The organism is Gimesia chilikensis (assembly GCF_007744075.1).
Taxonomy (GTDB): domain Bacteria; phylum Planctomycetota; class Planctomycetia; order Planctomycetales; family Planctomycetaceae; genus Gimesia; species Gimesia chilikensis_A.
The window spans coordinates 3,594,524-3,615,547 of sequence record NZ_CP036266.1; the positions used below are offsets into that span (position 1 = coordinate 3,594,524).

General features: G+C 54.8%; 22 protein-coding genes. 15 read left to right on the forward strand and 7 right to left on the reverse strand.

Going from position 1 to position 21,024, the window contains the following annotated elements; genetic code table 11:
* The first annotated feature begins 27 nt into the window (after window positions 1-27).
* On the forward strand, window positions 28-840 hold the full coding sequence (locus HG66A1_RS13670) for a phosphatidylinositol-specific phospholipase C/glycerophosphodiester phosphodiesterase family protein (RefSeq protein ID WP_145184690.1): 813 nt from the start codon (window positions 28-30) through the stop codon (window positions 838-840).
* Window positions 841-874: 34 nt separating this feature from the next.
* Here the strand turns inward: HG66A1_RS13670 and HG66A1_RS13675 are convergent, their stop codons facing one another.
* The gene (locus tag HG66A1_RS13675) at window positions 875-1,849 is read right to left on the reverse strand and encodes a hypothetical protein (protein ID WP_145184693.1); all 975 of its coding nucleotides are present in this window, start codon (window positions 1,847-1,849) and stop codon (window positions 875-877) included.
* A 123-nt stretch (window positions 1,850-1,972) separates the two neighbouring features.
* On the opposite strand from HG66A1_RS13675, the gene HG66A1_RS13680 reads away from it, so the two are divergent.
* On the forward strand, window positions 1,973-2,467 hold the full coding sequence (locus tag HG66A1_RS13680; RefSeq protein WP_145184696.1) for a hypothetical protein: 495 nt from the start codon (window positions 1,973-1,975) through the stop codon (window positions 2,465-2,467).
* A 69-nt stretch (window positions 2,468-2,536) separates the two neighbouring features.
* On the opposite strand, the gene HG66A1_RS13685 is transcribed toward HG66A1_RS13680, so the two are convergent.
* Window positions 2,537-3,013, reverse strand: a complete 477-nt coding sequence (locus tag HG66A1_RS13685) for a T6SS immunity protein Tdi1 domain-containing protein (RefSeq protein WP_145184702.1) — start codon at window positions 3,011-3,013, stop codon at window positions 2,537-2,539.
* 116 nt (window positions 3,014-3,129) lie between these two features.
* Window positions 3,130-3,984, reverse strand: coding sequence for a hypothetical protein (locus HG66A1_RS13690; protein WP_145184705.1), 855 nt, complete (start codon window positions 3,982-3,984; stop codon window positions 3,130-3,132).
* Window positions 3,985-4,488: 504 nt separating this feature from the next.
* Between HG66A1_RS13690 and HG66A1_RS13695 the strand changes: the two genes are divergently transcribed.
* Entirely contained in the window at window positions 4,489-4,974 is a 486-nt protein-coding gene (locus HG66A1_RS13695; protein ID WP_145184710.1) for a hypothetical protein, read from the forward strand.
* A 224-nt stretch (window positions 4,975-5,198) separates the two neighbouring features.
* On the opposite strand, the gene HG66A1_RS13700 is transcribed toward HG66A1_RS13695, so the two are convergent.
* Window positions 5,199-5,717 (reverse strand): hypothetical protein, encoded by a 519-nt coding sequence (locus HG66A1_RS13700; RefSeq protein ID WP_145184713.1) that lies wholly within the window; start codon window positions 5,715-5,717, stop codon window positions 5,199-5,201.
* Window positions 5,718-6,081: 364 nt separating this feature from the next.
* Here HG66A1_RS13700 and HG66A1_RS31995 point away from each other — a divergent pair, with 364 nt between their 5' ends.
* From HG66A1_RS31995 to HG66A1_RS13755, 12 genes are all read left to right on the forward strand, one after another.
* A complete protein-coding gene (locus HG66A1_RS31995; protein ID WP_197997138.1) occupies window positions 6,082-7,248 on the forward strand; it encodes a hypothetical protein in 1,167 nt (388 codons plus the stop codon).
* A 295-nt stretch (window positions 7,249-7,543) separates the two neighbouring features.
* Window positions 7,544-8,296, forward strand: a complete 753-nt coding sequence (locus HG66A1_RS13710) for a hypothetical protein (RefSeq protein ID WP_145184716.1) — start codon at window positions 7,544-7,546, stop codon at window positions 8,294-8,296.
* Window positions 8,297-8,465: 169 nt separating this feature from the next.
* Window positions 8,466-8,999, forward strand: a complete 534-nt coding sequence (locus tag HG66A1_RS13715) for a hypothetical protein (RefSeq protein ID WP_145184719.1) — start codon at window positions 8,466-8,468, stop codon at window positions 8,997-8,999.
* A gap of 288 nt (window positions 9,000-9,287) precedes the next feature.
* Window positions 9,288-11,219 (forward strand): pyruvate kinase, encoded by a 1,932-nt coding sequence (locus HG66A1_RS13720; protein WP_145184722.1) that lies wholly within the window; start codon window positions 9,288-9,290, stop codon window positions 11,217-11,219.
* On the forward strand, window positions 11,185-11,727 hold the full coding sequence (locus tag HG66A1_RS13725; RefSeq protein WP_145184725.1) for a GNAT family N-acetyltransferase: 543 nt from the start codon (window positions 11,185-11,187) through the stop codon (window positions 11,725-11,727). Before HG66A1_RS13720 ends, HG66A1_RS13725 begins: the two co-directional genes overlap by 35 nt.
* Before the next feature lie 127 nt (window positions 11,728-11,854).
* On the forward strand, window positions 11,855-12,103 hold the full coding sequence (locus HG66A1_RS13730; protein ID WP_145040837.1) for a histidine kinase: 249 nt from the start codon (window positions 11,855-11,857) through the stop codon (window positions 12,101-12,103).
* 5 nt (window positions 12,104-12,108) lie between these two features.
* Window positions 12,109-13,032 carry a hypothetical protein gene (locus HG66A1_RS13735; protein WP_145184728.1) on the forward strand — a complete coding sequence of 308 codons (924 nt, stop codon included), beginning with the start codon at window positions 12,109-12,111 and terminating at the stop codon, window positions 13,030-13,032.
* A 68-nt stretch (window positions 13,033-13,100) separates the two neighbouring features.
* Window positions 13,101-13,412, forward strand: coding sequence for a hypothetical protein (locus HG66A1_RS13740; RefSeq protein ID WP_145184731.1), 312 nt, complete (start codon window positions 13,101-13,103; stop codon window positions 13,410-13,412).
* A gap of 256 nt (window positions 13,413-13,668) precedes the next feature.
* Window positions 13,669-13,794: a hypothetical protein gene (locus HG66A1_RS32635; RefSeq protein WP_261344731.1), complete on the forward strand. Its 126-nt coding sequence runs from the start codon at window positions 13,669-13,671 to the stop codon at window positions 13,792-13,794.
* Between the two features lie 54 nt (window positions 13,795-13,848).
* Window positions 13,849-14,199 carry a DUF6122 family protein gene (locus HG66A1_RS13745; protein WP_145040838.1) on the forward strand — a complete coding sequence of 117 codons (351 nt, stop codon included), beginning with the start codon at window positions 13,849-13,851 and terminating at the stop codon, window positions 14,197-14,199.
* 39 nt (window positions 14,200-14,238) lie between these two features.
* Window positions 14,239-14,496, forward strand: a complete 258-nt coding sequence (locus HG66A1_RS13750) for a hypothetical protein (protein ID WP_145184733.1) — start codon at window positions 14,239-14,241, stop codon at window positions 14,494-14,496.
* 119 nt (window positions 14,497-14,615) lie between these two features.
* Window positions 14,616-16,586 carry an FAD-dependent oxidoreductase gene (locus HG66A1_RS13755; RefSeq protein WP_145184736.1) on the forward strand — a complete coding sequence of 657 codons (1,971 nt, stop codon included), beginning with the start codon at window positions 14,616-14,618 and terminating at the stop codon, window positions 16,584-16,586.
* A 31-nt stretch (window positions 16,587-16,617) separates the two neighbouring features.
* Here HG66A1_RS13755 and HG66A1_RS13760 read toward each other — a convergent pair whose 3' ends face one another.
* The 3 genes from HG66A1_RS13760 to HG66A1_RS13770 are packed head-to-tail and all read right to left on the reverse strand — an operon-like array spanning window position 16,618 to window position 21,007.
* Entirely contained in the window at window positions 16,618-17,865 is a 1,248-nt protein-coding gene (locus tag HG66A1_RS13760) for an exo-alpha-sialidase (RefSeq protein ID WP_145184739.1), read from the reverse strand.
* Window positions 17,862-19,466 (reverse strand): FAD-dependent oxidoreductase, encoded by a 1,605-nt coding sequence (locus HG66A1_RS13765; protein ID WP_145184742.1) that lies wholly within the window; start codon window positions 19,464-19,466, stop codon window positions 17,862-17,864. Before HG66A1_RS13765 ends, HG66A1_RS13760 begins: the two co-directional genes overlap by 4 nt.
* Entirely contained in the window at window positions 19,463-21,007 is a 1,545-nt protein-coding gene (locus tag HG66A1_RS13770) for a sodium:solute symporter (RefSeq protein WP_145184745.1), read from the reverse strand. The genes HG66A1_RS13765 and HG66A1_RS13770 overlap by 4 nt, the downstream gene beginning before the upstream one ends.
* Window positions 21,008-21,024 lie beyond the last annotated feature (17 nt).

Genomic DNA, 21,024 nt, shown 5'->3' on the forward strand with positions numbered 1-21,024 from the left:
AGTCAGGTTCTTCAAAGGTTTGTGTCAATGGGTTTCAGTCGATTGTTTTTCGTTGTGCTGCTGGTTATCAGTTGTAGCTTCACGTCATTGAATGCGGAGGAGAAGACGCAGACGCCCCTGTTTCAGGCGCATGCCCATAATGATTATGAACATGCCCGACCATTGCACGATGCGCTGGAGCATGGGTTCTGGTCTGTGGAGGCGGACATTTACCTGGTGGATGGTGAACTGCTGGTGGCCCACGATCGGCCTGATGTAACGCCGGAACGGACGCTGCGGAAACTTTACCTGGATCCGCTGCAGGCATATTTTCAGAAACGCACTTTTTCCAGTCAGGAGAAAACGCCCCCCTTCACTCTGCTGGTGGATATTAAAACGGATGGTGCGGCGGTTTACCCCATATTACGGCAGCAACTGGAAGACTATGCCGCGCTGTTGTGCAGGGTTGAGGATGGGAAATCGATTCCCGGGGCGGTGCAAATTGTGATTTCGGGAGACCGGCCGAAGAGACTGATCGCCGACGCCAACCCGCGGTATATGGGGATTGACGGGCGGCTGAGTGATCTGGGCTCGAAGCAGCCGGCGGAACTGATGCCGCTGATCAGCGATCGCTGGACGTCGCATTTCAAATATCGCGGCAAAGGAAGCATGTCTGAGGTGGAACGCACCAAACTGCGGACGATAGTGAAGCAGGCGCATGCCGCGGGGCGGCGGGTGCGGTTCTGGGCAACGCCGGAGTCAGAAGCCGTCTGGCGGGAACTGGTGGCCGCGGATGTGGATCACATTAACACGGATCAGCTCGAACGGCTGAGTGCGTTTCTTAAGAGGCAGACCGATTAGCTGGTTGCTGGTAAATTTACTCTCCCAGGGATGACTATTTCTGATCAGCGGCTTTCTCTGGATGCTCCCAATCCGCAGGCTGTGTTTCCCGTAACCATTGGATCATGCTGATGTCTTCTTTGCCGGGACGCAGGAAACCAATGTTCCCGATTTTCTCAACATACTGATTTGCTGTTGCGCCCTCGAGCGTCTGTCGAAGATATTTATCTATGAAGCCGCGTTCATTTTTATTTCGCATTTCTGCTGCGGCAGGAGTCGCGATCTCAATGAATACCAGTGCGTTGCTGAGGTAATAAACCCTGATGCATCTGCCAGAACCCATGCTGGCGTCTGGGGGGCCGAGCACCGAATGGAGCGGTTTCCCGATGGCACCCCCACCCAGCGTGTGTAGTTTTCGCATCCGTTGTTGTATTAGAGCGTCACTCAATTCTGGAGGCTTGAGTTTCTGCCAATGATCAAAGGCGCGATACAGGACTTCTTGGGTACCATCGTTGTGAACGTGTACTACCTGGGCTGCTTTATCTTTGTAATGACCGCTTCGGCCAATCAAATATAAAACAGGTTCAACGACGAGATAGCCATCGTCAACCTGATAGCATTTCCCCTCGAATCCTGCCGAATCGAAGGCGGGGCCTGCAAATTGAGGCAGGACAGTAAAGGATCTGGTTGTCAGATATTTTTTACGCTCGGCGAGGTGTTCCGGTGCTAACTTACCGCCCCAGGTATAAAAACAGTTATTGATTTCTCCATTGGGGGCTTTCAGATCACAATTCAGAAGCGTGCTGTTCTGATAATCCAGTTTCAACTCTCCCTCCGGCAGGTGGTAAATGTCTGTGGTTTCGCTAACTGAGTCCGGTTTGCCCGCAAGCTTGTGAAGCTGAGAACGCGTGATGTCGGGAGTCAGTTTGTGGTACCACTTCCATTCGATTTCCTGGGATACTACGATGGATGAGTTCAGGAAAGTACAGACCAGGGAAAATAAGCAGAGAAATTTATTTGGCTGCATCATAGCTCTCCTGGCTGAAAATTACTGCGAAATGAAACTACGCGTCGTTTCTGTTCACTGTATGCGACGCGAAATCGTAGCAGACACAGGCAACCTGTCAACAGAAAGTGTCGATTAGACCTTACCGTGCGGCAACGAATTGTAGCTGAAAAGTGTGTTTCGGGTTTTGATGCACCGAGCGATTTGATTTACACTAGGAGAGAAGAAATGTCAGCCTCTCTGGGAACCAGTCAACCGGAGCCGGATGCTGGATCAGACCGGACAGCAGAAACTGAAGCGGCGCTTATGGGGAGACGTCACTTCCTTGGGCTCTCAATCTTCCTCTGGTTGGTCCCATTAATCGTTTCCTGGGGACTGTTTATCTTTTCATGGGGAGATTTTGAGTATCTTGGGTTCTGGGGCGTCTTGCATGCTGGCCCGTTGCTCTCAATGCTCTCTGGAAATGTATCGAATTCAGAGTTGTTAATTTGCGTGATTTTATTCGATGCCGCCTTTCTGGTTGCGATCTCGATGATCTATCGGTCACAATCATTTCGACTGGGCTTACCGCTGCTATTTACTCTGATTGGCTGGTATCTCTGGGCAGCTTATGATTTCCTCAAACATCTCCATATCGCGTAGGATGAATGCATATCATGAAGCATGAGCTGGCATGGCCAGACAGCTTAAGGCTGTGATCGATAGGATCGATTACTCAAACTCGATATCAGTAATCACGGTACCCGGGGGGAGGTCTTTAACCTGATCGTGGATCTGGCCGTGGACGCTGACGTGCACGGCGACGTCGATCGGTTCGATGTTATCGAGTTCATCTTCGCCACTGAGGACGAGGGGCGTCTGGTGGCCGTAGACCTGGCCCGGTTCCAAGGTGACGCCGGCATCGCGAAGTTCCAGCACGCGGGCGGGAAAGAACAGGTCGGTGACGAAATCGGGATCCTGAAGCAATGTTTCAAATTCGCTGCTGTCCTCGGCGACCGGGGAGATCTTGCCTTCGACCATATCGGCAAAGTAGATGGCCCCCGATTCCCCCTGCGCGAAGACGTCCCCCATGGCGGTGACCAGTACGGTCTGCATCGATTCGGGCATGGCCCAGGTCCAGTCGTCGAGCAGGACCTTGCAGTCGACCTGATCCAGATTGATTGTCAAATCATTTAATGTGAGTGCCACGGTAACCTCGTACTGGGTAATGAATGTGAATGGTGACGGGATGTCTTGATTTCTGTGGCTGAGAATTTAACAAGATTAAAGTCAGCTGACAAATGCAGACTCGCGATTCCTATAAATTATGTGTCTGTTTCAGTGTCAGGTTGAGTAGTACTACCTTGCTGCAGTGCCTGTTCTGCTGCAAGCCGACATTCGTCCGCTTTCGCCTGCAGGGAATCTGCCTGCTGCTGAAATTCGCGGGCCAGGCGTTCGAAGTGGATGCGTTTAACGATTGGGTTGGCATTCGGTTGTGCCAGGTACTCGGCCAGGTTTCCTGTCTGCGGGGGATGCATACGGTTGGCCTCAGTGAGCAACGTGGCAAAAGGTTCGGCCGCTTCGCTGGAGGAAAAGCCGATCCAGTTGTCCTGGTACACTAGCGCGTGGTGATCGACGAGATAGAACTGTGTTTCCAGGAGTTGATCGAGACAGGGATAGAGTCCGTTCAGCCAGAGGGGGTTGACGCGGAAGCCGGCCTGCTCAAGTGTGGTTTTGATCCCATCCTGGCTGTAGAGACAGGGCGCTCCGAGAGTCAATTCCTGCAGACAGAGAGTGACAAGGAAGTTTGCCAACGAGGGGTGTTCGAGGACGGGTTCATCAGGCTCTGCGATAATCCAGACGGGAGGATCGTCGCCGGTGGGCTCAGTCAATGCGCTCCAGCAGCCCTGGTTTTCCAGGGCAAACAACAGACGCCCCTGTTCGTTCCGCGTCAGTTCAAAAGGGAGCAGATAATCCTGATGCCAGAAGGGAAACGGACGCCCATCCGCTCCCGGCATATTTCCCAAAGCGCCATAGAGACGGGCCAGTGGTTGGGGAAGCGTAACCGCCTGCAGTTTCTCTTCGCTCACCCCGTACCAGGGACGAATTCCCTGCCATTCGTCTACGAATGCGATTAACGAGTCCAGCAGATGGACGGGATCCTGAGGATGGTCAAACATAATGCGACTTAATCAATGTGCAAGAAGGACGTTCCAGTAGCGAGAGCGTACCAGATGTGAAAAGACAGTCAAGCAGGATCTATCACACTGAAATTCCAGTGTCCTGGTAATGAATGATAGAGAGGAAATTCCCGCTACGGGCAGAGATTTGCAGAGGAGAGCAAAAGTTTGCAGATGGTTGTCTGGTCAAAATACCCTTGGTTTTACGATTGCCGAGAGAAAAAATGTAACATCAGCTACAAATTCATACAGGTTCTTAACGTGAGACTCGCTCTGGTATGCAGCCCGGGAAAAAGATCGCAACTATATTGATTTGACTTACTTCGGTCATGTTCAAGGAGTGAGAGTCAGATTCTGTCAGGAGACTGGTGGATAGGAAAAATACCTATGCGGGAACTCAGGGGAATTCCTGCATTTGAAAACGCGGTATGGGGTTTGCTTTTCAAGATTAACAACGCGGCCAGGAATATTCATTTTTCCTCCACTTGAAAGGAAGGTGCTCAAATGAAAGGCCTTAGTTTAAAAGTGTTGACTGTGACTGCAGCGTTGGGGCTCTGTCCTCTGCTGTTGTCAGCCCAGGTCCAAACTCCTCCCGATGCACAACCGAATTCGGGCGATCAGCTGCAGATTGATCCGGTCGTTCGTGCGGGAACCGCGCATCTGAATCTGGACGATGCAACCCGGGCCCGGTATCGCTACCATGACGGTCACTGGTGGTTTAAGACAGCTCAGAATGGCTGGCTGGTGGAACAGAATGGTCAATGGGAAGAATTTTCTCCCATGACTTACATTTCTCAGTCCTCATCTGCAACTGCTCAAACGACTCAGAACGACAACACGGGTAACGCCCAGACCACGGGGAGTGGTAATTACTACTATGGAACCCAGTACACATCGGCTGGTGCCCACAAGCCATTCAGTCACCACCATTTTGGTGGGGCACAGTTTGGTCACTGGGGAACCGGTTATCGTGGCTGGAGTGCTCACTGAGTTTAATCCTGTCCGGCTCTGACCTGATAGGCCTATAGCGCCGCGAGGCCAGAAATCAGGTCAGCTGACGGAGTTCAGGAGCTGCTGACTGCTCGAAGTGACTCGCTTAGATGAAACGTTCATCAGGATCTTCGGACGGTCATCACAATCAGGAGTGTGTTTAAGGCAGACCAGTAGCTTGTTGCTGATCTGCCTTTTTTGCTGCGCTGATACTCACAGGCGATTCAATCTGTGTCCCTGGTGATGAACTCAATGGTCAGTTCATTTTGTCTGCCATGCATTTCTGCGAAGTGGAGTGCGAGGATCCAGGATGTGTGGCTGGGGAGACAGATCGTTGCTCCGGGAGCCGCGGAGAGGATCTGATCTGTGAATGAGGGCCCCAGCTGTTTCAGATGTTGCGGATCGTGCCAGTCCATGCGACAGAGCAGGCATTGGCCCGCCTCTGGATGCAGGGGAACCCCACAGAAGCGGCAGGGAACCGTGTCCGGCGTTACCAGGGGATGGGGACCGTCTTTGTGCTGAGCCCAGATTTTGGCCCACGTTAAACGGCAGCCTGTTCTGGTGCGCAGGGTTTTGATGGTTTCAAAAAGGCTGGCCTGTTTGAGTTCTGTCCGCTCTTCTGGAGTGATGTCTGCGAATTCGGGGATATAGAGACCGCAGGCGGGGCAGAAGATTCCCCGCGCGGGTAACTGAGTTCCAAGGCCCTTGATTTCGGCGCGGGTATAAGGGACTGGTGAAGTCATGGTTGATACGATCCCTGCAGGAAATTCGATGCGAGTCGGGTTTGAAAAAATTCTGGTATTTGTTTTTTCGAACGAAGGAACGACACCCGAGCACTCTTACTGGTTCGTTGTTCAGAGTTCGGACAAGATCAACGGGTGGCTGGTCTTACAACGGGCAACAGTCTGGCGGATTTCAGACCGGCATGACCGCTCATCGTTCGCCGCCCAATTCTGCTGATCTGTCTGTGAGTGGCAAAAGCGCGACATTCTGTCGCTTTTGGGGTGATTTCAGGTCTTTTTCTCAAGTTGGTATGCCGGTTGCGATTGTCGAAAAGCGTGGCCAGGAAATACCACTAATAACAATAATTGAAAGGAAGGATTTCAAATGAAAGGCCTGAGTTTAAGAGTATTGACAGCAGCGACAGCGCTGGGGATCAGTCCCCTGCTTCTGTCCGCACAGTTAGAGACAGGTGCACAACTCGACGCAGGGGCCAAAGCAGCCGGCAAGGCTGTTCAGGGAGCGGGCAGCAAAGCTGCCGCTGGTGCTGATGCCGGTGCGAAAGGCGCAGTGCAGACGCCAAACCGAGATGCCGCTCCTACGCCGCCAAACACAAAGACACCCGGTAAAGCGCTGGATCAGGCGCCTCCCAAATTAGATAGTGAAACAGATGCAAATCTGAAGGGTAAGACGAACGTTCCGACACCCGGTGAAGCTGATTTGAAAGGTAAATCAAACCTGGATGGCAAGGCGAATGTTCAGACTCCCGGTGAAGCCAACCTGCGAGGAAAAGCAAACCTGCAGAATAAGACAGATGCCGACCTGAACGACGGTGTCAACCTGCAGAACGATGCTGATGCCCGGATCCAGGGAAACATGAAAGCCGATGGTCCTATGCGTCGCCGGACCAACCGTCCTAATATGGATGCTGAAGGAAGCGTCCAGGGGCAGGTCAATGGAGACATTGATCCCATGGTTCGAGAAGGGACTGCTCATCTCGACATCGACGAAGCAACCCGTGCCCGGTATCGTTACCACAACGGTCACTGGTGGTATCAGACTGAAAATGGTCAGTGGTTGTTCGATAATAATGGAAGCTGGGAATCTTTTGATCCTATGACCTACCGGAACCCGCGTCAGCAGATGGCACCGCCACAGACATTTCAGAACGACAGTGATGGAAATGCTCAGGTTGATGTAGATTCAGGTGCTTACTACTACGACAACTCACCCGGTAATGGTTACTACTACGACAATGGTTCGTACTATAGTGGTAACTATGGAAGCCCCTATTACAACAACCGTGGACGTCGATTCTACAATGGTCGCGGTTACTACAACGGTGGCTACTATGGTGACGGATACTATAACCGTGGTTACAACAATCGTGGTTGGAACCAGGGTTGGAACAATGGTCGTTATGGAACCGGTTACCGTGGATGGTCACGAGATCAACGCCAGGGAGCCGCAATCGGTGCTGGAATTGGTGGTTCACTCGGTGGTCGAACCGGAGCTGCCATTGGTGCCGGAATCGGTGCTGAAGTTGCCGACTAGTCTTAATTCGGCAAGGAGGAATCTGATCAATTGAGTTTGATCATTCCATAAAGGAGTATGTTTAAGGCAGATCAGCCCAGCCCTGAAGCTGATCTGCCTTTTTTCGTGCGCGGTGAAAAAGTGGATGTGCAGGATCTTGTTGATTTGTGATGAGGAGAACGGTTCAAAATGTGTTGTCTGGAGCTTGTTTCTGGTATGATAGAGAGACTGCAATGCTGCTCGCTGTCTGTGATCTAAGTGGTCTGAAACGAGCGCTGACATTCAGCAGGATCTGAAATGAACAGGAGTATTTTCCATGCAAGGCCTCCGTTTCAAAAAGTCGATTGCGGTACTGGCGTGGGGCATCGGTCCCCTGCTCTGCTCAACACCGGCAGTGAATGCGGCGAGTGAGGTGGATCGCGATGCCGGTCCGATCGCTGCCGAGAAGCCGGTCACGGAATCTGCGACTGATGCTCCCGAGCAATCGGATGCGAAGGGAAAACAGCCAAAGCTGTCACCGATCAAAATCGATCCGGTAGTTCGCGAAGGAACAGCGCATCTGGATATCGATGAAACGACACGTTCCCGCTACAGCTACTATAACGGACACTGGTGGTTTTATCTGGGAGACGGCAACTGGATGATCTCCAGGAACGGAAAATGGGAGGATGTGGATACTTCCCGGTATCATCAATCGCAGCAGAAGATGGGATCGTCGGGAGCCGCCGTCCAGGGTGGTGCTAAACCTAAGTTACAGTCTGGCACTACAAGGTACTACGACGATTCTCCCGCCTATGGCAACTACTACGGGAATGGTACCTACTACGACGGGAGCTACACCCGCCCCTTCTATAACAATAACGGCCGGGGAGATTATGGGCGCGGTTATTATGGCAATGGCTTTTACGGACGCGGCTACTACGGTCGTGGCTATTACGGAAACGGTTACTACGGACGTGGTTTGAACAACGGTTCCAGCAACGGGCGCTGGGGGACTGGAGCGGGTGGATATTCGGGAGGCCGGGGATTCGGTTCCTCCGGTGGTGCCGCAATTGGTTTTGGGCCGTGACTGATAGATTCGATCTTTATCCCTCAGGATTTGTCGAGCGGAAATGCTCTGTTTGCAGCGGAAATAGTGAAAAGCTTGCGTTTTGGTCCAGAGTTGGTATTGTGAATAAAAGATTCCCTGTTTAACCAGGTTTGCCTATTTGCTCTGGAGATAAAAGGACGAAATTCAAATGAAAAGCCTTTGTTTGAAAGTAATGACCGTAACGGTGGCGTTGGGAGTCAGTCCTCTGCTCCTGTCCGCACAGAAAGTGACTGCAGATTCTGAGGTAAAACTCGACCCGATTGTGGCAGAGGGAACGGCCCATCTGAATCTGGATGACGCGACCCGGGCTCGTTATCAATACATGAACGGCCACTGGATGTATCAGACTGAAGAGGGCAAATGGCTGGTCCATAAGGACGGAGCCTGGAAAGTGGCTGATCCGACCTTCTATACAGTCCCGCCGTTGCCACGGCCGGGTGGAAATCCGCTGGGACCCTATTTTGATCAATTCATCCCCGAGTACGCCCGCTGGGGAGCCATCCGTCCCATCGGAAAAGCGTATTATGATCAGTTTATCCCCGCCAATGGCAGCTGGGGATATGACGGTCCGATCGGTACCGCTTACTACGATCAGTTTATTCCTGCCAACAGCGACTGGGGATACAATGGACCGATTGGCACCGGCTATTACGACCAATACATTCCCGAATACGCTTATTGATCCCAGCGATATAAAGACTGTTTCAGGCAGATTAACCACTGTAGTGTGTTGATCTACCTTTTCTGTTGCGCGGTGCGAGATTCTGTTGACAGCTTTGCTTTGCGATTTATGATCGAAGCGGGTTGAGCGGCTGCCTCGCGCTGTTCTGTCCTGTTAAGATTTAGTGAAATCAGGCGTACTGCCTGTTGCTATCCGTTGCGATTCTGTGTTCATCGTTCAGAGTAATATCAGCGACTTAGTCGTTGTTTATGAATCAGAGATCTCAACGGTTTTTCACGAGGTTGTCATTTGTCGGCAGAACAAGGTGACTCCGATTACCTTTCCGGTCATCAGGAGTATCAACAGGTCTTTGAGGAACTGGTTGTCGTTCGAGATAGACTGGTGGCAGAGGTCGTCTGCTCACAGCCTCTGCTGGATCAGATTCACGTGCAACATCGCGAAAGTGCGCGGAACCTGTTGTACTATCTGGCACTCAGACGTCGCGACCTGAGACCTTTGCAGATACGACTGGCGGCGCTGGGACTCTCTTCCCTGGGACGGGCGGAATCGCATGTCATGGCGACCATCGATGCCGTTCTGGAAATGCTGCAGAGACTGCTTGATAAGACCACAGATGTTACAGACTCCGGCGAATCATCAATCGATTTCAACACGGGGGAACGATTGCTGGCGGCGCATGCCGAATCGCTGTTAGGGCCTGCTGCCCCGGGACGCGGCGTGCGGATTATGGTGACGATGCCCAGTGAGGCCGCCGATGATTACGAGTTGATCTATCACCTGTTGCAACAGGACATGGAGTGCATGCGGATTAACTGCGCGCACGATGATGTGGAAGCCTGGTCGCGGATGATCGCACATCTCCGCCGGGCCGAGCATGCATTGGGAAAGCGGTGTCGAGTTGTGATGGACCTGGGCGGTCCTAAACTGCGGACCGGTCCGCTAGAGCCGGGTGCTGCTGTGGTCAAGGTGCGTCCCCGCCGTGATGAGTATGGCCGGGTGATCGCTCCCGCACGCATCTGGCTTTACCCGGCTGAGCAACCAGCGGCCTCCCCTGCCCCCGCGGATGCCTGTCTGCCGGTCGAGGCGGCCTGGCTGAAGCGTCTGGAAGTGGGCGATAAAATCAGGCTGATCGACGCCCGCCACTCGCGACGGAGTTTGCGAGTGGTCGATTGTCTGGATCAGGGTTGCTGGCTCGAAGCGAACAAGACAACCTACCTGGTGCCGGGAACGACATTACGCTTACGGAGTCATAAAGGTAAAAAACTGAGAGCGACAGAAATCGTCGCGGTATCGCCCCGCGAAAACTGTCTGCTGCTGCATCCGGGAGATCAGTTGATCGTCACCCGGGATCAGACGCCGGGACGACCCGAGGTGCGGGACAGTGCCGGACAGGTACTGACGCCGGCCCGGATTGGTTGTTCTATTCCCAGTGTCTTTAATGATGTGCAGTCAGGCGAGTCGATCTGGTTTGATGATGGTAAAATTGGCGGCGTGGTGGAAAAAGTTGCATCGGATCAGGTGCAGGTGCGGATCACACAGACCCGTCTACAGGGGGCGAAGCTCAGGGCCGACAAAGGGATCAATCTGCCTGAGAGTCAACTCCGTCTCCCCGCACTGACGCAGCAGGATCTGGAAGACTTGTCGTTCGTCGCGCAGCATGCGGATGTGGTGGAACTCTCGTTTGCTAATCGGGCGAGTGATATCGAACAGTTGCAGTCAGAACTGCAGCGGCTGGACGGACGGCAGCCGGCGATCGTCTTGAAAATTGAAACCCGGCTTGGTTTTGAAAATCTGCCGGATATGCTACTCACGGCGATGCGTTCCCCCTGTTGTGGAGTTATGATTGCCCGCGGCGATCTGGCAGTCGAGTGCGGTTTCGAACGGATGGCGGAAGTGCAGGAAGAGATTCTCTGGATTTGTGAAGCTGCCCACGTTCCGGTGATCTGGGCGACGCAGGTGCTGGAGACGCTGGCCAAAGAAGGCATGCCCTCTCGCGCGGAAATCACCGATGCCGCGATGGGGCACCGGGCGGAATGCGTGATGCTCAACAAGGGCCCCCACGTATTACATGCGGTCAAGACGCTGGATGATATTTTAAGACGGATGCAGGCGCATCAGACCAAAAAACGTTCGATGCTCCGCGAACTTCGATTAGCGACTCACTCTTCAGGAAAACAGGACCAGGATGGACATCAGAGCAACGACGTCAACGGATCTTGAGACGGTCAAAGCGGTTCACCGCGAGGCATTTGGACCTGAAGAAGGCCCCGTCATTGTCGCGCTGCTGGATGAACTGTTCCCCGATCCGACAGCAGCGCCGTTGCTCTCTCTCCTGGCTGAAAATGCAGGAAATGTGCTGGGGCATGTGCTGTTCACGAACGTGGTTGTTCACGGGGCTGAGTCTGTCACCGCGCGGATTCTGGCACCCCTGGCGGTGCTTCCCTCTGCCCGGAAACAGGGTGTGGGGCGACAGCTGATCGAAGCCGGACTTTCCCAGTTGCGCGATGCGGGAGTCGAACTGGTGTTTGTGCTGGGGGATCCCGCTTTTTATTCGCGGTTTGGTTTTGAACCGGCGGGCGTGCGAGGTTTGCAGGCACCGCATCCTCTGCCGGCGGAATACGCGGAAGCGTGGATGGTACAGGAACTCTGTTCTGGCGTGCTGGGACGCGTTACAGGTGAGGTGGAATCTTCGCAGGTACTCAACCGGCGAGAATACTGGATCGGTTAGCGTCTGTGTTACTCGTCCGTGCTCGAGCCGTTTGTTGACAGTCACCTTGAGTCTGGTACGATTTGAGAAGACTGTTCTCCCAGGAACAAGGCTCGTTGACGCTTCATTATCAAAGGACTGCCCCATCATGATCAGCACTGCCGAAATCAGTTTCTATCCCCTGCAGGAAGAATACAAACCGCTTATCAAAGAATTCATCGCAAAGCTGCAGAGCTATTCCGGTCTCCGCGTGACCCCGGGCTCTACGTCAACGTATGCTGTCGGCGACTACGACCGGCTGATGGAATGCATGACCGAGATCATGGCCTGGAGCCACGAAGAACAGGGCAAAGGCGTGTTCGTGGTGAAGTTTCTGCCCGGATATGAGGCGAAGTGATTTAGATGACAGACCGTATTGATCCTGAAACTCAAGAGATGATCCTTCAGTTTGTGCAGAAGCGGATTGACTTAATTCGTGCGGGGGACCGGGCTGGCCTGGATCAGACCTATGTTGAGTTAGACCTTAAGCGGCGGAATCCATACAACAGCCACGATTACGACTGGTATCTGAATCTGATTGAAGAAGGATTTGGGGAAAAAACACAACGGATTGATATCCAGCCTTGCAAGCATCCTGATTCCCTGCCTTTCTCGGGCCTGGTTACAGTTCCGTGGGCGCCGGATTACAAAGTCTTTATCTATACTGTCACCGATCGCCGCACCCTCTGGATGATCAGAATGTTCGATGATGGCCCGAAAGTTGTGCTCCCTGCATTCGGAGGTAAAACTGCTGATCAGGTTGCAACGGGAGTCTGGCAGTTACCGTTACCAGGAGAACAGATTGAGGATGCTACGACCATTCTGGAATTTCACCCTGAGAAATTTACCGCTGATGTCGTTGAGTCTTTGAGATTAAGCTTACCAGTGTGGCAACGTCTCCTTCAATTCGAGAAAATCAGGGCGCTCGTTCTGGATTGCTTTCCCTGGTATGGTCAATGCTGGATCGCGTTTCTGACCAATCATGAAGATTTTCCTGAAGAAGAGACTGGTAAATGGGATATTGGCGATTGGCGCTGGGGAGAGGCAACTGAAATTAGTCTCAATCTACTTGAACTTCTGAGAAAGTATTATGAAGGAAAAACTGTAACGGACACTGATTTGACACTTCAAGAGCGCGCAGATGTGATCTATCGTTGCCTGGCGAAGGCCCTGCAGCATCCGCAGATTACTGAAATCATCCAGAGGTTTGATCTGGCAGATGATTTTGAAATCGCCGTATTTGATCCGGATCATTTTGATCGTGGGAATTTCTGTGGGCAGCAATAACTTATAGGTTTCTACCCCTGCCATCTGAATCAAAAACAACATCGACTGTGAAAGGTGGAATGAGGAGTATGAACCAACTGATAGTCAGTGTTGATCCCTCCAGAAAGGAGAATCCAGATCTGGATATTCGTTATGACCTGTTCGATTTCCTGGATGAGTTGTTTCCTGATATGCTGAAAGACGGAGGCTACGATTATGCAGGAACACAACCGCTGTTACTGATCTTCATTGAGATCCGACGTGAGTCGCCCCGTCCGCAACTGGATTCATTGCTGGAAGCGATTAAGTCATATCAGCGATATGGGACTGATTTTAAAAACGCCATCAAGATTTTCATCGATTCTGTGGACAATAATCCGGTTTACTCCTATTCAGATTAATGCCAGACGCGTATTCAAAGATTTATTGGAGACATTCCCCGTTCTCGTTGTGATGTCGGTAGAGGAATGATATGGAGAATGACAGGCAAACAAGGGCCTTGTCCTGGTGGTTACTACTGCCGTTCCGGTTTGTGGCCGAGGTGACTGTTGGACTCTATGATTTTATTCTTAGTCGGTATCTCGTCGCGGCTGTTCTGATCGGAATTATCTGGGTGCCACTCCACCTTATCTGGGGGATCTCGACAGGATATTATAAATGGCCCACTCTGATCATTGGGTTGATATTGACGGGTTTGTGGGAGGGATGTTCGATCTTCACGATCCGACATCGAGTGCCACGCTGGATGTTACTCAGGGAAGATTGAAGCGGCCCGCTGACTGATCTATGATGACAGTTTCTATTCAGTCAATGTTCGGTTAAAGGGTCCCCTGCTCCATGGAAGCTGTTCCGGATGTCGTGCGGCATCTGATTCATTATGCTTGTCACCTGCTGGTTCCCTTTCTGATTGCGCGCCTGTTCTGGAAGGAACACTGGGTGCAGGCGGGGTTGATTATGCTGGCGACGATGCTGATTGACGTGGATCATCTGCTGGCCGATCCGATTTTTGATCCGCATCGCTGCAGCCTGGGGTTTCATCCATTGCATACCTGGTGGGCGGCGGCCGTGTATGCGGCATTACTCTGTATTCCCTCCTGGCGCTGGCGGGCGGTGGCGGTGGGCTGTCTGTGGCATCTGGCGACGGATGGGATTGATTGTCTGCTGGGCGGGCACTGTCTGTTTTGTTGAGCGGGTAGGGTTCCAGATTCGCATTATGGAAGACTGATCATGTATGAGCAGATTGCGCGTGAGAGTTCTTCGACGGAAGTGGCTCTTGAGAAGCTGCATCGTGCCGGTGCGGGGCCGATTGAGGCGATTAAGGCCCTACGCGCCGGCCGGGGCCTTACGCTGGCGGAAGCCAAGCAGCGACTGCATCAGTCCCCTGCCTGGAGCACAGAGGTCCGGAATGCTGAGTTATTGCATGAGGCTTTATGGGAGGCACTGGATGAAGAGGACCTCCAGGAGACAGAGGGAGATGAGGATTAACTCCGGTTCGATTTCTCAAGAACGTTAAGCATGGTGTTGCTTCGTCTGGCATCCGGCGGTAAACCATAAAGATTGTTTACTCCTGCTGAAAACTGATCCTGCAAAACTGGTCTGCCATCATGATATTATCCTGCCTGCGTCAATGGACTTTTCTGGCGATCCTGAGTCTGGTCGCCTTTTCCGGAACGAATACTGCTGTGGCGCAGCCTGAAACCGTGGAAGCGGATGTCTGCATTTACGGGGCGACTCCTTCGGGAATCCTGGCGGCGGTGGCGGTGCAGCGTGCGGGGCGGGCGGCGGTGATTGTGGAGCCCAGCCGCTGGGTGGGGGGCATTCTGGGGTCGGGGCTTAAGCCGATGCAGGACTGTCCCAACTATGCAGCAACCGGGGGGATGACCCGGGGGTTGTTGAAAAGCCTGGGGCAGCCGAACTGGACCGAAGATCGAACTGAGAACCGCCGGGTGCTGGCGGAGATCAGCCCGAAAACGATTCGCGAAGACTTTCAGAAACTGCTCGCGGCGCACAAGATCAGGGTGATCTTCGATCATCGCATTGCCGGTTGTAAACCACAGGATGGAGACAAAACCGCGATTCAGGCGGCTCTGTTCGATCGGGCTCCCTTTAACGAACTGGGGACGCCGGTCGTGGAACCCGCAGCCCGCGAAGCGTTGCGTGTCGCGGCGAGGATCTTTATTGATGCCAGTTACGAAGGGGATCTGCTGGCGAAAGCGGGCGTGTCCTATCGCGTCGGGCGGGAATCATCGGAGGAGTTTGGCGAGGAATTCGCCGGTGTGCAGCCCCCGGTGGGGTTGACTCCCGTGGATCCGTTTCAGACGCCCGGCGATCCGGAGAGTGGCCTGTTACGCGGTGTGGAAAAAGATCATGGGAAGCCGCTGGGGTCGGCGGACGATTACACGCAGGCTTACAATTTTAGGTATTACACCACCAGCGATCCCGCACACCGGGCTCCGTTTGGTGTGCCTAAGGATTACCGGGCGGAAGACTTCGAACTGGTGGGCCGGTATGTGGAATATCTGAAGCAGCTGCATCCCCGCGAGAAGGACCTGCGGCAGCGGCTGATCGGGATCTTTCCGGGCTGGAAGAACTCGGGCGAGTGGAACTACCAGCGGAGTTCGCTGATTTCGATGTCGCCGGTGGGTATCAGCCGGTTTTATGCCGACGGTGATGTCGCCGCGCACGTGAAGATCTGGCAGGCACACCGGGACTATTTGAGCGGGCTACATCATTTCATGAGTACCGATGAACGCGTGCCTGAGTTTTATCGTCAGGAAGTGGCTGAACTCGGGTTGGATAGACGCCCTCATCCCGAGACAGCCGGCTGGCCGCATCAGTTGTATGTGCGTGTGTCGCGACGCCTGGCGGGGCGATATACGGTGACGGCGCACGATGTGTATAACAAGACAGAGATCGAGGACCCAATCTGCCTGGCGCAGTACGGGATCGACGTGTACCCGGTCCGGCGGATCTGGTTACAGCAGAAGGGACAGACCCTGGTCGGCCTGGAGGGCAAGATGTTTGTCGGCGGTTCCAAGGGACCGACGAATCAGCCCTACCCGATTGCCTATCGGGCGATCACACCTCAGCAGGACGAATGCACAAATCTGCTGGTGCCAGTCTGTTTTTCAGCGACGCATCTGGGATACGCCTCGGCACGAATGGAGCCGGTGTTTATGATCTGCGGTGAGTCGGCGGGGATCGCGGCCTGCCAGGCACTGGCGGAAAACTGTGCCGTGCAGGAGATCGATGCGAAAGCCTATCGACGGGCCCTGGAGCGGGCCGGGCAGAAACTGGTGTGGGATCCCGCGACGGATCAACCCGATTCAGGGATGGGAAAATCAGGGGGCCGCTATACGATGCAGGGGCTGCTCCGGGAGTGCGATGCGGATGACAACGGGACGGTCTCCCAGGCGGAATGGAATGAGAAGAAAGCTCCCTATGAATGGCTGTTCGTGTTCATTGATGCGAACAGCGACGGACAGATCGTCGCCGGCGAATATGAGGCGTTTCAGAGGTATAAAGCGCAGCACACGGACTGGCAGAAACGGATTAAAACCGCAGGCCTGAAGTGATTTCACTAGAGTCCTGCGGCGCGTGTTCCGTCTAGTTATGATCTGCTTTCAACAAAGCATCGATGTCGGTGAGTTTCACGCGGAAGACTTCGGTCTGCAGTTTGTTGCGTGAGAAGGCGATGTAGAGGGAATCGTCGTGCTCGATGACGTGCGGGTATTGTAGACTGGCGATGCCGGCACTGAATTTCTTGTTTAGCGAGGCAAGCTCAGCGGGGAGTTCGGCTGGAGAGGGGATTTCCAGCTTCGCCAGGCGGGTGAAGGTTTTGTTATCGGGGCTGACTGCGAGGTGCAGTTCGCGGCGGTTGACCTGGGGATTTGCATTGAGAACGAGTACACGGTAGCCGTGGCTGGTGGCCAGCGAAAACAGTTTGCTTTTGGCGTTGGGGAAGTTAGAGAGGACCGGGGTATCCCAGGTGCGACCTTCATCTTGAGAGGTCGAGAAGAAGAGCCGTTGCGATTTGCCGTTATCGCGGAAGAGTGCATACAGGCTGTTGTCGGGCAGGACCCAGAAGATCGGTTCGTCGGGACGGAAGCCGGAGACCTGTTTGACGCCCACGACGGGAAAGGACTGCCAGTCGTCGAGCGCTTTGACACCGCCGATCAGTACGCTGACATTGAACCGCGAATCGCGGCGGGTGAGAATCCAGTTGTCGGAGGGGAGTTTCTGCGGGGGGAAGTTGTTGATGGCATTGTCGTAGAGCTTGCCTTCATAGACCCACTTATCCTGCTGTGGCTCCCAGCGGTAGGCGACCAGTTCCAGGTGCTTTTTATCCGGAGGGCCGAACGCGCCGTGTCCCTGGTATTTCGCTGCCAATATCAGTAGTTGACCATCGCGGAGCCAGAGTCCGCGGGCGATGAAGGCGTGGGGCTTTTCGGGAGTGCCGGTGACTGATTTTGCTGGGCTCCAGTGGAGTCCATCGACGCTGGTGGCGTACTTGATTTCCTGGGTCGGTTCGTCTTCGATGCGGGGACCGTCGCTCCAGATGCACCAGAATTTGCCATCATGATAGATCAGGTAGTTGTGCAGGTTCAGTCGCAGGTCGCGGAGGTCGATCTTGTCTGATTTCCGCGGGTAAGGACCGAGGGCCGCCGGGTTGATGATGGCGTGTTCGCCTTTGAGGACCGGGAGACTTTGGTAATCGATGGCAGCCGGATCGGTGCCGGAACCGGGGAGGTTCAGGACGATGACCGGTGATTCTGATTTCTCTGCTGCGACGGCAGTAACGAGTGCTGCGGTGATCGAGGTTAGTAGGGTGAGCGTATAAATCAGATGTTTCATGACTGGGGTTCCCTGGTGGAAGCGTGGTTGAGTTCAGGTTGATGTTTGAGGATCTGACCTTCGCTGGCCAGTTGCTGTTGCAGTTCGTGAATCGGAATGTTGCGGGGGGCACACTGTTGCGCAATCGCCAGGTGGGCAGCGACGCCGGCGGCCTGCCCGAGGGCCATCCAGGTCGGTTCCATTCTAATCGAAGAAAAGGCGACATGCGTCGTCGAGGCAGCCACCGGGACGAGGAGTCCGTCGATGGTTTGCGGCACCATGATCCGATAGGGGATCTCGTAGGGGCGGGTAATCTGGTCCAGCATACCAAGGTAGCCTTCGAGGACGATGGTATCGCCCGGTTGTCTGGGCTGGCAGGGGAAGCTGTCTATGGGGAATTCGCCGATGGCGATGGTGTCGGCGAAGGTTTCGATTTCTGCCTGGTCGATCCCCTGCTCCGGCTGATGGGTGATGTGGCGTTCCGTGAGCGTGAATTCTCCCTGGAGGCGACGCCCCTCGCGGATGTAGAGCTGCCAGGGGAAGTGTTGGTTATCGGCAAATTCGTCCTGCGGGAGATGGTATTGTCGGGCGATCTGGCGATGTTGCGTTGGGATCTGTGTGTCGTTTTGCAGGAACCAAAGCAGGCCGAGAGTCCGATTGCGGATGCGGGTGGAGATAGCGGTGCGGGTGGCGGTGTCTCCGGTGATATAGCCGCGGTTCAGTTCCGGAAAGGGGAAGCCGAGCGGACGCGGGTTGATGTTGACGTCGGTTTTGTGATTGGGGAGCGGCGTAACGCTGAGGGCGCGGACCAGCGTGTTAAAGTGCGCCGGTTCGTAGCCCCGGCCCGGTTTGAGTTGCAGCGGACCGGCCAGGCGCCCGGTGGCCAGGTCGTCGAAGTAGCCGACGTAGGGGCGGCGATCATAGTCGGGAGGCGGCTCTGTTAAGGGGGCCGCGTTCGCGGGGTCGGTGGTCAGGCAGAGACGGTACGTGTAGGCGGGGAGTCGGTCGTCGCCTACCCCGGTGCTGCTGGCGAGAAACTGTTGTCGCTGGTAATCGAAGTAGATCTGACCGGCATGGGGTTCGTCGAATTCGTCGCGGGATTCGCGTCCCAGTCGAAAGTCGGCACCTGCAGCAGCCAGGAGATCGCCTTCATACGTGGCGTCGAGGAAGACCTGCGCGTGAACGGTGATGCGTTGTTGCTTAGGGCTGAGAATGTCGATTGTGGTCAGTCGGTTTTCTCTGGTGGTCGCGGAGTTCAGAGAGTGACTGGTGAGGACTGTGATCTGCAGTTGTGCCTGGAGCATGTCGTGGAATACGGTTTCGGCGACCGAGGGTTCGAAGTAATAGCCGTCCTGGCAGAGGGCGAGGTCCTCTGATTCGGGGGCGTAGCGATCGAGGTAGTACTGGTGGATCCGCTGTGTAAATTCCTGAAACAGGCCGCCAATCAGGTGGCGGCGTTCGACGTCGCTTTTGCCCAGACCGCTGGTGGACATACCGCCGAGATGGGCCTGGGGTTCGATCAACAGCACGCTGCGTCCGAGGCGGGCGGCAGCGATAGCCGCGGCGATGCCGCCGGGTGTGCCTCCGAGGATGGCGATGTCGGTCTGTAGAGTGCTGCTCATGTCTGTCGCTCCTGCGTCCAGACGGTCAGGCCGGTGAGATCGCGGTTGTTGGGGCTGCGGAAGAGGCTGATCAGCAGGGCCAGCGATATAAAGGCCAGGTTGACGAACAGGCCGACCCAGTAGGTGTGAATCTGGAGGGACCAGGCTGCGGGCAGCCAGCCGCCGGTGCTCAGGCCGAGATAGAGGTTGACAAGGATTGCTCCGGCCAGTCCGATGACAGCGGCGGTGTTATCAACGCGGCGGGTGAAAAAGCCGAGCATGAACAGGCCGAGCAGACAGCCGCCAAAGACGGAGGCAATGATCCAGCTGAGGTCGTTCATGCTTTCCTTTTCGACGGAACTGAAGAAGACGGCACCGCCGATCATGACGACTGAAGCCAGGACGGCGATCAGGCGGGCGCACCGCAGGTAGAAGCGGTCTTCCCTACCCGGGGCCAGCCAGGGTTTGAGCAGATCGACCGTGGTGACTGTGGCGATGGAGTTGATCGAGGAGTCGAGGCTGGACATGGCAGCCGCGAGGACTCCCGAGATGACGAGCCCGGCGAGGCCCGCGGGGACCTGGGTGAGGATGAACCAGGGGAAAACTTCGTCGGCCTGGAGGTTGGTGACTGCGGATTCCGGGAAGACGCGGTAGAAGACGAAGACGCAGGTGCCGACGAGGAAGAAGAAGGACCAGGTCAATACGGCGAGGACGGAGTAAATCGTGGTCGCCTTGCGGGCTTCGCGGAGGCTGCGGGCGGCGATGAACCGCTGGACGACGTTCTGGTCGCTGGAGTAAATCGTCAGCCAGTTGAGCAGGCCCAGCAGGGAGACAGTCCAGAAAGTGCGTTCGGTCAGGTTGAAGTCAAACGAGCCGATGCCGAACTTACCCTGGGCGGAACCGACTTCAAAGACCTGAGCGAGTCCGCCGGGCAGACGCAGGATGATGATCGTGAAACAGAGAATGCCCCCCAGCCAGAGGACGATGGTTTGAATGACGTCGGTCCAGATGACGGCTTCGATTCCTCCGGCGATGGTGTAGAAGGAGATGAAGATGCCGACGCCGATGATGACGAGGCGGATATCCCAGCCGGTGAGCAGGCTGACCGGAATCGAAACCAGGAAGAGAACTTTTCCGAGGCGAATCAGTTGCAGGAGAATGAAACTGAGGGTGCCGTATAGACGGGGGATGGTGCCGTAACGGTCGCCCAGGTATTCGAAGGCACTGGTGGTGTTTCCCCGACGAAAGAAGGGGATGAAGACGATGATGGCCAGTACCGCGACGAAGGGTAAGGTGAGGTTGGAGATCAGCTGTCGCCAGTCGAGGGCGAAGGCAGCCGCCGGGAAGGCGAGGAACGTAACCGAGCTGATGGAGGTGCCCAGCATGGAGAGGCCGATGGCCCAGCCGGGGAAATTTCGATCGCCGAGGAAGTAGTGTTCGGTGGACTGGTTGCGGCGGGAAAACCAGATTCCCATTCCTGCCATGAGCGTGAGATAGACGAGGATCGCGGCCAGATCGAGTGGCCGAAAGTGAACCGAATTGGCGAGGAGCACTGATAACATAATCGGCCATCCTACTG

Bases quoted from the DNA above. Each gene is read 5' to 3' on its own strand.
- HG66A1_RS13670 (WP_145184690.1), top strand. From the start codon at position 28: ATGGGTTTCAGTCGATTGTTTTTCGTTGTGCTGCTGGTTATCAGTTGT.
- HG66A1_RS13675 (WP_145184693.1), bottom strand. From the start codon at position 1,849: ATGATGCAGCCAAATAAATTTCTCTGCTTATTTTCCCTGGTCTGTACT.
- HG66A1_RS13690 (WP_145184705.1), bottom strand. From the start codon at position 3,984: ATGTTTGACCATCCTCAGGATCCCGTCCATCTGCTGGACTCGTTAATC.
- HG66A1_RS13695 (WP_145184710.1), top strand. From the start codon at position 4,489: ATGAAAGGCCTTAGTTTAAAAGTGTTGACTGTGACTGCAGCGTTGGGG.
- HG66A1_RS13700 (WP_145184713.1), bottom strand. From the start codon at position 5,717: ATGACTTCACCAGTCCCTTATACCCGCGCCGAAATCAAGGGCCTTGGA.
- HG66A1_RS31995 (WP_197997138.1), top strand. From the start codon at position 6,082: ATGAAAGGCCTGAGTTTAAGAGTATTGACAGCAGCGACAGCGCTGGGG.
- HG66A1_RS13710 (WP_145184716.1), top strand. From the start codon at position 7,544: ATGCAAGGCCTCCGTTTCAAAAAGTCGATTGCGGTACTGGCGTGGGGC.
- HG66A1_RS13715 (WP_145184719.1), top strand. From the start codon at position 8,466: ATGAAAAGCCTTTGTTTGAAAGTAATGACCGTAACGGTGGCGTTGGGA.
- HG66A1_RS13725 (WP_145184725.1), top strand. From the start codon at position 11,185: ATGGACATCAGAGCAACGACGTCAACGGATCTTGAGACGGTCAAAGCG.
- HG66A1_RS13730 (WP_145040837.1), top strand. From the start codon at position 11,855: ATGATCAGCACTGCCGAAATCAGTTTCTATCCCCTGCAGGAAGAATAC.
- HG66A1_RS13735 (WP_145184728.1), top strand. From the start codon at position 12,109: ATGACAGACCGTATTGATCCTGAAACTCAAGAGATGATCCTTCAGTTT.
- HG66A1_RS13740 (WP_145184731.1), top strand. From the start codon at position 13,101: ATGAACCAACTGATAGTCAGTGTTGATCCCTCCAGAAAGGAGAATCCA.
- HG66A1_RS32635 (WP_261344731.1), top strand. From the start codon at position 13,669: ATGGCCCACTCTGATCATTGGGTTGATATTGACGGGTTTGTGGGAGGG.
- HG66A1_RS13745 (WP_145040838.1), top strand. From the start codon at position 13,849: ATGGAAGCTGTTCCGGATGTCGTGCGGCATCTGATTCATTATGCTTGT.
- HG66A1_RS13750 (WP_145184733.1), top strand. From the start codon at position 14,239: ATGTATGAGCAGATTGCGCGTGAGAGTTCTTCGACGGAAGTGGCTCTT.
- HG66A1_RS13755 (WP_145184736.1), top strand. From the start codon at position 14,616: ATGATATTATCCTGCCTGCGTCAATGGACTTTTCTGGCGATCCTGAGT.
- HG66A1_RS13760 (WP_145184739.1), bottom strand. From the start codon at position 17,865: ATGAAACATCTGATTTATACGCTCACCCTACTAACCTCGATCACCGCA.
- HG66A1_RS13765 (WP_145184742.1), bottom strand. From the start codon at position 19,466: ATGAGCAGCACTCTACAGACCGACATCGCCATCCTCGGAGGCACACCC.
- HG66A1_RS13770 (WP_145184745.1), bottom strand. From the start codon at position 21,007: ATGTTATCAGTGCTCCTCGCCAATTCGGTTCACTTTCGGCCACTCGAT.